10 protein-coding genes are annotated in these 12,090 nt (G+C 58.6%); 5 read left to right on the top strand and 5 right to left on the bottom strand.

The annotated features are described in order from the left end of the window. Positions 1-50: 50 nt before the first annotated feature. The 5 genes from PM04_RS00555 (at position 51) to PM04_RS00535 (ending at position 5,198) form a co-directional block, all read left to right on the top strand. A complete protein-coding gene (locus tag PM04_RS00555) occupies positions 51-941 on the top strand; it encodes a fructose bisphosphate aldolase (protein WP_038002624.1) in 891 nt (296 codons plus the stop codon). 106 nt (positions 942-1,047) lie between these two features. Then, on the top strand, positions 1,048-1,350 hold the full coding sequence (locus PM04_RS00550; protein WP_038002622.1) for a septum formation initiator family protein: 303 nt from the start codon (positions 1,048-1,050) through the stop codon (positions 1,348-1,350). A gap of 143 nt (positions 1,351-1,493) precedes the next feature. Then, positions 1,494-2,492, top strand: coding sequence for a pyruvate dehydrogenase (acetyl-transferring) E1 component subunit alpha (gene pdhA, locus PM04_RS00545; protein ID WP_038002620.1), 999 nt, complete (start codon positions 1,494-1,496; stop codon positions 2,490-2,492). A gap of 27 nt (positions 2,493-2,519) precedes the next feature. Next, the gene (locus PM04_RS00540; protein ID WP_038002618.1) at positions 2,520-3,881 is read left to right on the top strand and encodes a pyruvate dehydrogenase complex E1 component subunit beta; all 1,362 of its coding nucleotides are present in this window, start codon (positions 2,520-2,522) and stop codon (positions 3,879-3,881) included. Positions 3,882-3,893: 12 nt separating this feature from the next. Beyond that, a complete protein-coding gene (locus PM04_RS00535; RefSeq protein WP_038002616.1) occupies positions 3,894-5,198 on the top strand; it encodes a pyruvate dehydrogenase complex dihydrolipoamide acetyltransferase in 1,305 nt (434 codons plus the stop codon). 76 nt (positions 5,199-5,274) lie between these two features. Here the strand turns inward: PM04_RS00535 and cysE are convergent, their stop codons facing one another. The 5 genes from cysE to PM04_RS00510 form a co-directional block, all read right to left on the bottom strand. Beyond that, the gene (cysE, locus tag PM04_RS00530) at positions 5,275-6,093 is read right to left on the bottom strand and encodes a serine O-acetyltransferase (RefSeq protein WP_038002615.1); all 819 of its coding nucleotides are present in this window, start codon (positions 6,091-6,093) and stop codon (positions 5,275-5,277) included. A gap of 119 nt (positions 6,094-6,212) precedes the next feature. Continuing rightward, positions 6,213-10,130 carry a glycoside hydrolase/phage tail family protein gene (locus PM04_RS00525; protein WP_038002612.1) on the bottom strand — a complete coding sequence of 1,306 codons (3,918 nt, stop codon included), beginning with the start codon at positions 10,128-10,130 and terminating at the stop codon, positions 6,213-6,215. Between the two features lie 12 nt (positions 10,131-10,142). Further along, complete coding sequence (locus PM04_RS00520; RefSeq protein WP_234702832.1) at positions 10,143-10,598, bottom strand: NlpC/P60 family protein; 456 nt, start codon at positions 10,596-10,598, stop codon at positions 10,143-10,145. Beyond that, positions 10,595-11,455, bottom strand: a complete 861-nt coding sequence (locus PM04_RS00515; RefSeq protein WP_038002610.1) for a DUF2163 domain-containing protein — start codon at positions 11,453-11,455, stop codon at positions 10,595-10,597. The genes PM04_RS00520 and PM04_RS00515 overlap by 4 nt, the downstream gene beginning before the upstream one ends. After that, the gene (locus PM04_RS00510; RefSeq protein ID WP_038002608.1) at positions 11,452-12,084 is read right to left on the bottom strand and encodes a DUF2460 domain-containing protein; all 633 of its coding nucleotides are present in this window, start codon (positions 12,082-12,084) and stop codon (positions 11,452-11,454) included. The genes PM04_RS00515 and PM04_RS00510 overlap by 4 nt, the downstream gene beginning before the upstream one ends. Positions 12,085-12,090: the final 6 nt, after the last annotated feature.

Genomic DNA, 12,090 nt, shown 5'->3' with positions numbered 1-12,090 from the left:
CTTTCTGAGGCAGCTAAGCCGGTGTTAACGCATTCAGAAAGGCCGCTTCTATGAACGAGACACAAGCCAACCAAGTCCGGACAGGCAAAGGATTTATTGCCGCCCTCGACCAATCTGGCGGCTCAACGCCCAAGGCCCTGCGCCTCTATGGCATCGAAGAGGACGCCTATTCCGGCGAAGCCGAGATGTTCGACCTGATCCACGCCATGCGCGCGCGCATCGTGGACGCACCTGCGTTTTCTGGCGAAAAGGTCGTTGGCGCGATCCTGTTTGAAATGACCATGGACCGAGACATGGGCGGCAAGCCCAGCCCAGCCGCATTGTGGGAAGACAACGGCGTTGTGCCCTTCCTCAAGATCGACAAGGGCCTCGCGGATGAAGCGGACGGCGCGCAAATGCTCAAGCCGATGCCCGATCTGGACACGCTTTTGACCCGCGCCGTGGCCAAGGGGATCTTTGGTACCAAGGAACGCTCGGTCATTCACGCAGCCAACCCCGCCGGCATCGCCGCCGTTGTGGCCCAACAGTTCGACGTCGCACGCCAAGTTCTGGCCCACGGCCTGATCCCGATCATCGAGCCTGAGGTCACGATCTCCATCGCGGACAAAGCCGCCGCCGAGGATATCTTGCTGGCAGAAATCGCCAAGCACCTCGACGCAGTGCCCGCGGGCCAAGAGGTTATGCTGAAACTGACCTTGCCCGAAAAAGCGAACCTGTATCAGCCCTTGGTCGATCACCCCGCCGTCATGCGGGTTGTGGCCCTTTCGGGCGGCTATTCCCGCGAGGAAGCCAACACACGCCTGTCGCAGAACACGGGCGTCATCGCCTCGTTCTCTCGGGCGTTGACCGAAGGGCTGTCGGCGCAGCAATCCGACGAAGCCTTTAACAGCACGATCGCTGCCACAATCGACAGCATCTACGCGGCCTCTGTCGCGGGCTAAGTCCGCCTAGCCGCAGCAAATACTGGCCACGGGGGATTCCCAAATCCCCCGGGCTCTGCCATACTGCCCCAAAGGCCCATCCAGAGGCCCCACTTCGAGGCGCACCATGGCACGACCCCACCGAACCCGGTCCTTGTTTTCGTTGTTCTTCATCGTTGGCGTTCTTACGCTTGCGGGGTACTTTACCTTTGCGGCGGTACAGGGCGAATACGGCCTGTTTGAACGGATCGAGCTAGAGGCGCAGCGCAGCGAGTTACAGCAGGAATACGACCAGCTTGAAGCCGATGTCGTTGCCATGGAAAACCTGACCAAGCGAATGTCCGACGAATACCTCGACGTGGATCTGCTGGACGAACGTGCCCGCAAGGTGCTGGGCCTCGTGCGCGCAGATGAGATTGTCATCCAATAAAACCGCCCTCTGAGCGCCGTTTACGCGGGTTTCCGAGCAGATTGTCGCGGCATTAACTGTGCTGTAGACAGCCGCGCCGTTGCCGATTACAAGATAGTTCAATACTAAACTATCCGCGAATGCTCGCCCGGAGGAACCCTTACATGGCCACCAAAAGCGCTAAGAGTGCGAAGAAACCGAACGTTTCATCCGAAGAATTGATGGAGCATTACCGTCAAATGCTTCTGATCCGCCGTTTTGAAGAAAAGGCGGGCCAATTGTACGGCATGGGTTTGATTGGCGGCTTCTGCCACCTTTACATCGGCCAAGAGGCGGTTGTGGTGGGTCTTGAGGCTGCCGCCGACGAAGGCGACAAGCGCGTCACCTCCTACCGTGACCACGGCCACATGTTGGCCTGCGGCATGGACCCCAACGGCGTTATGGCCGAGCTGACTGGCCGCGAAGGCGGCTATTCCAAGGGTAAAGGCGGCTCCATGCACATGTTCTCGAAAGAGAAACATTTCTATGGCGGCCACGGCATCGTTGGTGCGCAGGTGCCAATTGGTGCGGGCCTCGCGTTTGCGGACAAATACCTTGGCAATGATCGCGTGTCATTTGCGTATTTCGGCGATGGTGCGGCGAACCAAGGTCAGGTCTATGAGACCTTCAACATGGCCTCCCTGTGGGAATTGCCCGTCATTTTCGTGATTGAAAACAACCAGTACGCTATGGGCACCTCGGTGCAGCGGGCCTCCAAAACGCCAGACATCTACACCCGTGGTCTTGGCTTTGGCATTCCCGGCGAAGCAGTTGACGGGATGGATGTTCTCGCGGTGAAGGCCGCTGGTGAAAAGGCCGTCGCGCACTGCCGCGCGGGCAAAGGCCCCTACATCCTTGAGATGAAAACCTACCGCTACCGCGGCCACTCCATGTCGGACCCCGCCAAATACCGGACCCGCGATGAGGTGCAAAAGATGCGCGAAGAGCGCGATTGCATCGAGCAGGTCCGCGACATGTTGCTGACCGGCAAACACGCCAGCGAAGACGAGCTGAAAGCAATCGACAAAGACATCAAAGCCATCGTGAACGAGAGCGCAGAATTCGCCAAGACGAGCCCCGAGCCCGCTTTGGACGAACTCTGGACCGACATCTACGCCGATTGAGCCGACAGAATTTGAGGAGAACTACCAATGGCAACTGAAATTCTGATGCCGGCTCTCTCGCCGACCATGGAAGAGGGCACACTGGCCAAATGGCTGGTAAAAGAGGGCGATACCGTCGCCTCGGGCGATATTATCGCTGAGATCGAAACCGACAAAGCAACGATGGAATTTGAAGCCATCGACGAGGGTGTTGTGGGCAAACTGCTCATCGCTGAGGGCACCGAGGGCGTCAAAGTGAACACGCCCATCGCCATCATCGGTGAAGCCGGTGAGGACATGTCCGCCCCCGCCGAACCCGCCGCCGCAGCGCCTGCTGCGGCCGAGGCCCCCGCAGCAGCAGCAGCCACCGTCGCCGCCCCTGCGGCACCTGTTGTGGACAGCAGCCCCGATTACCCCGAGGGCACCCCCATGAAAACTCAGACCGTGCGCGAAGCAATCCGCGACGCCATGGCCGAGGAAATGCGCCGCGATGACACCGTCTATTTGATGGGCGAAGAGGTCGCGGAATACCAAGGCGCTTACAAGGTCAGCCAAGGGATGCTGGACGAATTCGGCGCCCGCCGGGTCATCGACACCCCCATCACCGAGCACGGCTTTGCCGGGATCGCGACGGGTTCTTCCTTTGCTGGTCTGCGCCCCATCGTTGAGTTCATGACGTTTAACTTCGCCATGCAAGCCATTGACCACATTATTAACTCTGCGGCCAAGACGCTCTATATGTCCGGCGGTCAGATGGGGGCACCCATGGTGTTCCGTGGCCCCAACGGTGCGGCAGCCCGCGTTGGCGCGCAGCACTCGCAGGACTACGCGGCGTGGTACGCTTCGATCCCCGGCCTCAAGGTCGTGATGCCCTACTCGGCCGCAGACGCCAAAGGCCTGATGAAAACCGCAATTCGCGACAACAACCCAGTGATCTTCCTTGAGAACGAAATTCTCTACGGGAAATCCTCCAAAGTGCCGGATATGGATGATTTCACAATCCCCTTCGGCAAGGCACGCACATGGCGCACCGGGTCGGATGCGACGATCGTCAGCTGGGGTATCGGCATGACCTACGCGCTTGAGGCTGCCGAAAAGCTGGCCGAAGAGGGCATCGAATGTGACGTGATCGATCTGCGGACCCTGCGTCCCATCGACTACGACGCGGTCATCGCCTCGGTGCAAAAAACCAACCGCTGCGTGATCGTAGAGGAAGGGTTCCCTGTCGGATCGCTCGCCAACCACATGGCCAGCGTCATCATGGAGCGCGCGTTTGATTATCTTGACGCGCCGGTTCTGAGCCTGACGGGCAAGGATGTGCCGATGCCCTACGCGGCCAACCTTGAGAAATTCGCGCTGATCACAACCGATGAGGTCGTGGCCGGTGTTAAACAAATTGCTTACCGTTAAGGAGCGCGCGACATGCCGACTGAAATCCTGATGCCCGCGCTGTCCCCGACGATGGAGGAAGGGACGCTCGCGAAATGGCTGGTCAAGGAGGGGGACACCGTCTCCTCCGGTGACCTTTTGGCCGAGATTGAGACCGACAAGGCCACAATGGAGTTTGAAGCCGTCGATGATGGTGTCGTGGGCAAAATTCTCGTCGCCGAAGGGTCCGAAGGGGTCAAGGTTAACACCCCCATCGCCGTCATGCTCGAAGACGGTGAAAGCGCGGACGACATTGGTGCCGCCTCTGCACCAGCACCCGCTGCGGCACCAGCGGCCACACCAACAGAGGCAGCCCCCGCTGCCGCAACCCCTGCCCCCGCAGCCGCCAAGGCCGCTGATGGCTCGCGCCTGTTCGCGACCCCACTGGCCCGCCGGATCGCTGCAGACAAAGGTCTGGACCTGAACACGGTTTCCGGTTCCGGCCCCCATGGCCGCATCGTCAAAGCAGATGTCGAAAACGCCACTGCGGCCCCCAAAGCTGCGGCACCAGCCGCTGCGGCATCGGCCCCCGCAGCACCTGCCGCAGCGCCCGCCGCCGCAGGCACCGGCCCGACGACCGACCAGGTGTTGGCCATGTACGGAGATCGTGAGTTCGAGGAAGTCTCCCTCGACGGGATGCGCAAAACCATCGCCGCCCGCCTCACTGAAGCCAAACAAAACGTGCCCCACTTCTATCTCCGCAAGGATATCGAACTGGACGCGCTGATGGCGTTTCGTGGGCAACTCAACAAAACGCTTGAGCCGCGCGGCGTTAAACTTTCGGTGAATGATTTCATCATCAAGGCCTGTGCGCTCGCCCTACAACAGGTGCCGGACGCCAATGCCGTTTGGGCCAACGACCGGGTGCTTTCACTCAAGCCCTCCGATGTGGCTGTGGCTGTAGCGATTGAAGGCGGGCTGTTCACGCCCGTGCTCAAAGATGCAGACATGAAGTCGCTCTCGGCTCTCTCGGCTGAGATGAAGGACCTCGCCTCCCGCGCGCGAGATCGTAAACTTGCCCCCCACGAATACCAAGGTGGCAGCTTCGCGATTTCAAACCTCGGGATGTTCGGCATCGATAACTTTGACGCGATCATCAACCCACCCCATGCGGCCATTCTGGCCGTTGGCGCAGGTGCCAAGAAACCTGTCGTCGGCGCGGATGGTGAGTTGAAGGTGGCCACGGTCATGTCGACAACCCTATCGGTCGATCACCGGGTGATTGATGGTGCACTTGGGGCGAACTTGTTGAACGCAATCAAGAATAACCTCGAAAATCCAATGGGCATGCTGGCCTAATCAGCGGTCCCAGAACGCAAAAAAGGCGGCCCTCCGGTTAGGAGAGCCGCCTTTTTTAATGCAGTAAACGCAGGTGCTAGTCTGAGCCGCGCACGCCCAAAAGCTGATCCATTGTGACCGAGGGCTGCGAACACCCCGCCTCACCCACGATCCGCGCGGGCACACCTGCGACCGTCTTCATCGGCGGCACGGTTTCCAAAACCACCGAACCCGCCGCGATCCGCGAGCAATGCCCAATATGGATGTTGCCCAAAACGTGCGCACCGGCACCGATCAAAACACCATCGCCAATTTTGGGGTGGCGGTCGTCGTCTTCCTTGCCCGTCCCGCCGAGTGTCACGGAATGCAGCATCGAGACATTGTCGCCCACCACCGCAGTTTCACCAATCACGATGGAATGCGCGTGGTCGATCATCAGCCCCTTGCCCACACGCGCGGCCGGGTGAATGTCGATCCCAAACGCCTCAGAAACACGCATCTGAATGAAATAGGCCAGATCTTGCTGTCCACGGTTCCACAGCCAATGCCCCACGCGGTAGGCTTGAACAGCTTGGAAGCCCTTGAAATACATCAAGGGTTGCATCAGGCGGTGGCAGGCGGGGTCCCGCTCAAACACGGCGACCAAATCCGCACGTGCCGCAGCGGCCGTTCCGTTTTTCTCATCCCGCAGAGCCTGATCCGCGACCTCACGCACCAGCTGTTCGGACATCGCAGGCGATGCGATTTTCTCTGCGATACGGAACGCCAAGGCCCCTTCAAAGTTGGCGTGATGCAGGATGCACGCATGCACCATACCACCCAACAGCGGCTCTTGTGCGATGGCCGCACGGGCTTCTTCGCAGATGCGGTCCCAGATCGGATCAATGGAGCGAAGGGGTTTTTCTTGCAATGCCATGGGACCTCCAGAGGTTCAGCGGTATTCCGGCGACCATAGCAGTGCGGCCCCGCGCGCGCCAGATCAAGCGCGCGCGGGGCGTAACACAGCTAAGATTTTGAGAAAAGAGACGTTGCGCCCTAGGACAGCAAAAGAACCGCAGGTGAGCCGAGCCCAAATCGATCAGACAGCTGCACCACATGCACCTCATCACCGGCGCCCAGCGCCATGGCCGCTACATCAGCGACAGGGATCGTAAGGGCAGAGGTCGCAGTTTCAAACGTACCAAGCGTGGCATCGCCACGCACGAAAGACACCTGATAGGCCTCACGCGCCTCAGACACAGGCACATCAAGCCCCGCCCATGTGTCACCATCAAGGCGGGTCCGCCGTATCCAGCGGACATCTAGCCCCCCATCAGCCCTCGTTTCAGCCGAAAGGTGCGCAGGACGATAGGGTTTAAGTGCGACGCCTTGGGTCGGCCAAACCTGTTGCGAATAGGTGCTGTCGTCATATGGGCGATTGGCCGGTCCAACCAGGTAATGAATGGGCAAATCCCGCTGTGCTGCATCCATCGGCAGCTTGGTCAAATCCCGCCCAAGCAGAACAACCGTGCTCCCCTCTGGCCAAGCACGCGCGGCCAAGCCCTCAGTCCCGTTTTGCCCCCTTAGGCGGAGGGATATCTCATAGGTGTTCGGCCCGACCAGAACCGCATTCAGGAACTGGAAAATCTCCCACGCGTCGATACTCCCATCTCCAATGGCCATAACATTGGCACCGTTTAGCACTGACAAGCGCTCAGCGCTCGACAGATCGCCACCTGACACCTCTACGCGCAGCGCAGGCCCACGATCCCAAACGCCCGCGCGGGCGGGCTCCAGGACATTAAGGGTGGTGCCAACAACGGACGGCGCGCTCACGATGCCCTTCAACGCATAGTCGGACTGCTGCATCGAACCAAACACCGCAACGTCACCACGCCAAGGCACCGCATTCACCGCGACATGCGGCCCGGGGGCCTCATCCATTGACGCCGCAATCGGCAGGTCCATGAACTGTGCGTAGACTGGCACAACAGTAAACGTCGGCCGCTGCTTTGGCACAACGTCCAAGATTTCGGCTGGGTCATATGTGCTGACCTCTGTTCGAATGGCCTCGACTTGCTTCATGCCCTGATCATCGATCCGGTCCACGCGAAACACTTCCGCCACACCAGCGCCCGCGTCGAACCGCACCAGGTCCCCTGGCAAGATATCATTGCGGGAGGGCGGCAACGTAAAGGCAACCGTGTCGCGCGACACACGCGACTGCGCTTGCCACCGCTCTGCGACGGCGTGCCCTTCGCCGACACTTAGCACCAATGGCAACTCCGTCTGCGACACGGTCGCCGTCCGATCCTGCGGCCACGCCGCCTCTACCGTTTTGGACTGATAGCTACTGGCGGCCTCCACAAAGTCGACCATCACCTTACCTGCCACATCCGTAGACGGTGCAGTTTCGCGTTTTAGCACCTCTTGCCCATCGCCCTGATCGACAAATTCCTCTGGGTCAACATCCACAAGCCGCGCATTCTTACGCATCGTGAACACCAGCGTTCCCGAGACTTCGGTCACATCAAGACCATAAGCCATCAATAGCGGCTGAAGGCTGGAACGGGTGGATTGGACGTCCCGGATTTCAAAGCCTTGGACCAGCCCCTCTACCCGAGAAACGTCATAATCCACGTACCCCGCACGCTCACACAGCTCGGCTACAACCAACGCAAGGGGTTGCGCGCTTAGGCGACCATTCAACCAATGCCCGCGTTTGTAGTTATCCCCATCAGACCAAAGTGCCGTGTTGTTGGGAAACTCCGGCCAAGGGCGCGCGTCATACGCCCATACATGAGCGCGTGACATATCAATCATCGCTCCATCATAGACGTCCGACGTTGGGTTATGCGCTGGATCAGACCAATAGCGCAGCGTCGCTTGTATATAACGCATCTGCAAAAAATCATCGCGGCGACCGTTGGAATAGTGCGGCAATGCACTTTCTGAGGATTTTGCATCAATGAATTTGTTCGGCTGATTGGTGCCCTTGTCGATCGCAGCGCACCCAAATTCCGTAAACCAGATTGGCTTAGACTGAGGCACCCACGCCGTCGGCGAGGCTGACCTTACCCCCCCCACACGCTCATGGTGCGCAAGGCTCCACCAGCTTTTGATGTCCTTATAACGATACACCCAAGGCTCATCAAAGGCACCATCAGTTATCGGGGCTCTCTCCTGCGCGTCGCGCGCTTCTTGATCGGGATAAAACCAATCATACCCCTCCCCCCCCGCAACATTCGCCATCAGGTAGTCTTCGTTGTAGATTGAGCCGTAGGACGCATCCAAATGATCATCCCCATCCCGCCAATCAGACAGCGGCATGTAGTTGTCCATGCCGATAAAATCGAGATTGTCGTCCGCCCACAAAGGATCAAGGTGGAAGAACACGTCCCCCTCTGGGCTTTGATACCCAAAGTACTCAGACCAATCAGCGGCGTAGCCTAGCTTTGCCTCTGGCAAAAGGGCACGTACTTGCCCCAACAGAGCCACCATGCGCGCAACTGCGGGAAAGCTGTTGTTGTCCCCACGGATCTGCGTCAACGCCCGCATCTCGGACCCTATGCAAAAGGCATCAACGCCACCCGCTGCGGCACAAATCGCGGCATTATGAAGAATGAACCGATTGTAACCCCAATCATCCGCGGGACCCGTGTACGACACTGCACCATTTGCCACGCTGAAATCACCGGCATTAACGGCGCCAAAAAACGCATCCACTTCTGCTTCCGCCGCAATAGTCCCATCAGTTGATCCATCAACGCCCGGAGCCAGCTCTGTGGTAATGCGCCCCCGCCACGGGAACGAAGGCTGACCTTCCAAACCACTGTATGGGTCGGTCAGCGTATTCCCATCCAAGACTTCCATCAGAATAAATGGGTAAAACACCGCTCGCTTGCCGCGAGCCCGAATAGACGCCAAAGCCTCAATCACAGACTGGTCCGTCGGGGTACCCCCATACACGCTCTTGCCATCAACTTTGGGTAATATCTCAGCAGAAAACCGGTCCAAGCCCGCAACACGCCAAGGCATCTCCTTTGGATCACCTGTGTTCTGATCCACCTTCGGCTTGATCGTGCACATATTGCAGCGCAGATCGCTCCCAAACCAACTGCTAATCAACAAAATAGATTCAAGCGCAGGCATCTCCCCCTCGGCGGCGCGCAAAGACGCATCAAAATCGCTCTCTCCAGAGGGGGTATTCATGTTCAAGGGTGTCACACGCCCAAGCCCCTCATCAACATGCACAGGCGTCGTCGCAAGACTGTATTCGCCCGTCCCCGGGATCAGCGCCACACCCGGCACAATCCGCGCAGGCGCAGGCGTCAGTTCAGGATTTTGCGGATCGACCGCACGGATAACCTCAAAAGAGAACTGCGGCACCCGGTTACCAAAGGGCTTCAGCGGCAGCCGGTCAAACACGACATAGGCCATGCCCCTATACGCGGGCGTCTGATCAACGCCCTCAATCGCTTCAATCGCACTATCCGGCAGTTGATCCTCGGCGCCTGTATAAACCCGAAAGGTAAAATCCTTCGCTTGGATTTCCGTACCATCTGCCCAAATCCGCCCGATCCGACTGATCTGCCCTTCACATACCGAAACCGCGAGGCTCACGAAATACTCATAAGTGGTTGAGGCAGGTTGGCTCGGTGCCCCCTTGCCGCCCCCCCCTGACGTGCTCTTTTCCTCGTTAAACTGCGATGACCAAATGACCTGACCCGGAATACGATAGGCCCCCGCGACACGCGATACGGCTGCACCCTCCGTGGCTCCGTTGATCCGGAACCGGTCGATACGGCCGTATTCCACCACATCCGACCCTGATCCCATGATCTTTTGGTCAATGACCCGACCAAGGGTCGAACCCGCTGCTCGCCCCACGACGGCGGCGCTCATCCCTAGAACTGAGCCCCCGATGCTGCCGCCAATTGATGCGCCGATAGCGCCAAGTACGAGAGTGGCCATAATGCAAAATTCCTAGGCGTGAGGGGGAAAGGTAAAGCGCGCTGTCAGCGCGCGCTGCCACGGCGCAGAAAAACTGGTCTCAACAACCCCGTGGCGCGCGTAGGCATGGATAAATCGCGGTGTTTGTCCGACCGTCACAAGGATACCAAGGTGTTTGGCAACGGCGGTCTTGCGCATGCGAAAAAGCAACACCTGACCCGGTGCCAAAGGCGTCTCTGTATCGACATCCTGCAAAACTTGGCGTGCAGAATTCCACAAAACCTCAGCCTTTGAGACCTCGGACCAATCATACGTATAGGCCGGGATTGGAACCGGCTCCGCCCCAACCACATCGCGCCAAACACCGCGTACAAGACCAAGGCAATCGCTGCCCGCGCCCATGCACGACATCTGATGTTGATAGGGTGTGCCGATCCAAGTGCGTGCGGCTGCAACGACTTTGTCGCTTATCGCAGTCGAACCCGTCACAGCTGCCCCCCATCCATCGTCAGTCGGCTAGAGGGATAGCTCATCGCCCAATCCTCACCCGGGATAGTCGGAAAACCACGAAAATTGAGGATGTTGTCGAACTTGACCGCGCATGTGCTCGCAAGACGATTGCACCCCGTCGTCACACGCAAAACTCGCCCAGGCTCGATCATAACGTTCGGAGTAAACCATAGCTCAATGTCGCGCCCAGCGTCGGAAACCTTATCGGATTTAATGACCGTCGCACCCATCGGCGCGCCGTCCTCCATGATCTCAACGGTCCCACGCTCAAACCAGGCCTCAGGATACGCATCCAAACCCGCAACACGGACATACCGCTGGTCCTTAACACTCACGACGGTCACATCCGTGCGGTATTCCGGCGACGTCAGATCAACACCACAGCGCACATCACCCAGCGCCGCATCACACGACGGTTGGTAAACACGACCAAGAGGTTGGTTCAACAGATCAGACTTGCCCCGCAATTCCGCGACAAAACTCCCATCCTTGACCTGAACCTCTCCGATCATCGCCTTGAATTGCTCCGACACGAGATGACCGGCCTTCCAATCGTATAAAAGAACATCAACCTCAGCACTGTCATAGCGACCGTTGATGATATCTTCGGGGCAGATCACAGTCGATTGTAGCGCGCCTAAAGCCTCGGTGTTGTCCACCGACAAACCCGTAGACGTTTGAAGCGCGGCCCCCGTCAACCCAGAAGCCGCTTGGCAGGTCACGCCCTCGTAGGTGATGTCGTCGTCATGGTTTGTGAACCCCAGAACCGTTCCATCCGATCGTCGAATAATCCATATGTTACAAAGTGTTGTCGCCTGCTGACCGACCGTGCTCATAGGCGCAGCTCCACCACAGGAACATCCGGAATTTCACCGGCCTGAAAACTCGCTAAGGACGTGTAAATGCGGTCGGTATCAAACCGAACCGGCACATCAAACTCAAAGCCTGCAGTAATCTCCGCATCACTTTCGGGGGGATCCACAAAAGTCACGAGCCCCGTATCAAAGTCCACGGTGAACTCAGTGGTCTCTGCAAGCTCGCTGCCTTGCACCCCAACACGAACCGATCCCGCAACGGGCTTTTGCACCCCCCGGGTGTAGCTGTGCGGCCCAGATCGATAAGTCTTCGACAGACCAAACGTGACCGTTTCACCGTCTCCGACCCCTATGGTCTGATCACGAAACGTCGGCGCCTGACTGGGAAGGCACGATTTATAGTCCGACCAATCCTTCCAACGAAACCCGTACAGCCGCCCAGACCGGGCCTCGAAAAACGAAATCAGGTCCTCAATGTCGTCAAGCGACCGAACCCCAACGCCAGCGTCATAGCGCCGACGCGAGTGTTTCCACGGCGCGTTGCGTTCTTCATGGCCGTTGGCCAATGTAACCACTTCGGTCAAGCGTTCAGGCCCGCCGGATGAGCCAAAGCTCACCGCAGCGGGAAACCGTACTTCGTGAAATGACATGTCCGT

Source organism: Thalassobacter sp. 16PALIMAR09, assembly GCF_000765485.1.
GTDB classification, from domain to species: Bacteria; Pseudomonadota; Alphaproteobacteria; order Rhodobacterales; family Rhodobacteraceae; genus Thalassobacter; species Thalassobacter stenotrophicus.
This window is presented reverse-complemented; position numbering and strand designations above follow the sequence as displayed.

What these genes read in the sequence shown, in the direction of transcription:
- PM04_RS00555 (WP_038002624.1), top strand. Translation starts at nt 51, where the DNA reads ATGAACGAGACACAAGCCAACCAAGTCCGGACAGGCAAAGGATTTATT.
- PM04_RS00550 (WP_038002622.1), top strand. Translation starts at nt 1,048, where the DNA reads ATGGCACGACCCCACCGAACCCGGTCCTTGTTTTCGTTGTTCTTCATC.
- PM04_RS00515 (WP_038002610.1), bottom strand. Translation starts at nt 11,455, where the DNA reads ATGAGCACGGTCGGTCAGCAGGCGACAACACTTTGTAACATATGGATT.
- PM04_RS00525 (WP_038002612.1), bottom strand. Translation starts at nt 10,130, where the DNA reads ATGGCCACTCTCGTACTTGGCGCTATCGGCGCATCAATTGGCGGCAGC.
- PM04_RS00510 (WP_038002608.1), bottom strand. Translation starts at nt 12,084, where the DNA reads ATGTCATTTCACGAAGTACGGTTTCCCGCTGCGGTGAGCTTTGGCTCA.
- pdhA (WP_038002620.1), top strand. Translation starts at nt 1,494, where the DNA reads ATGGCCACCAAAAGCGCTAAGAGTGCGAAGAAACCGAACGTTTCATCC.
- PM04_RS00540 (WP_038002618.1), top strand. Translation starts at nt 2,520, where the DNA reads ATGGCAACTGAAATTCTGATGCCGGCTCTCTCGCCGACCATGGAAGAG.
- cysE (WP_038002615.1), bottom strand. Translation starts at nt 6,093, where the DNA reads ATGGCATTGCAAGAAAAACCCCTTCGCTCCATTGATCCGATCTGGGAC.
- PM04_RS00535 (WP_038002616.1), top strand. Translation starts at nt 3,894, where the DNA reads ATGCCGACTGAAATCCTGATGCCCGCGCTGTCCCCGACGATGGAGGAA.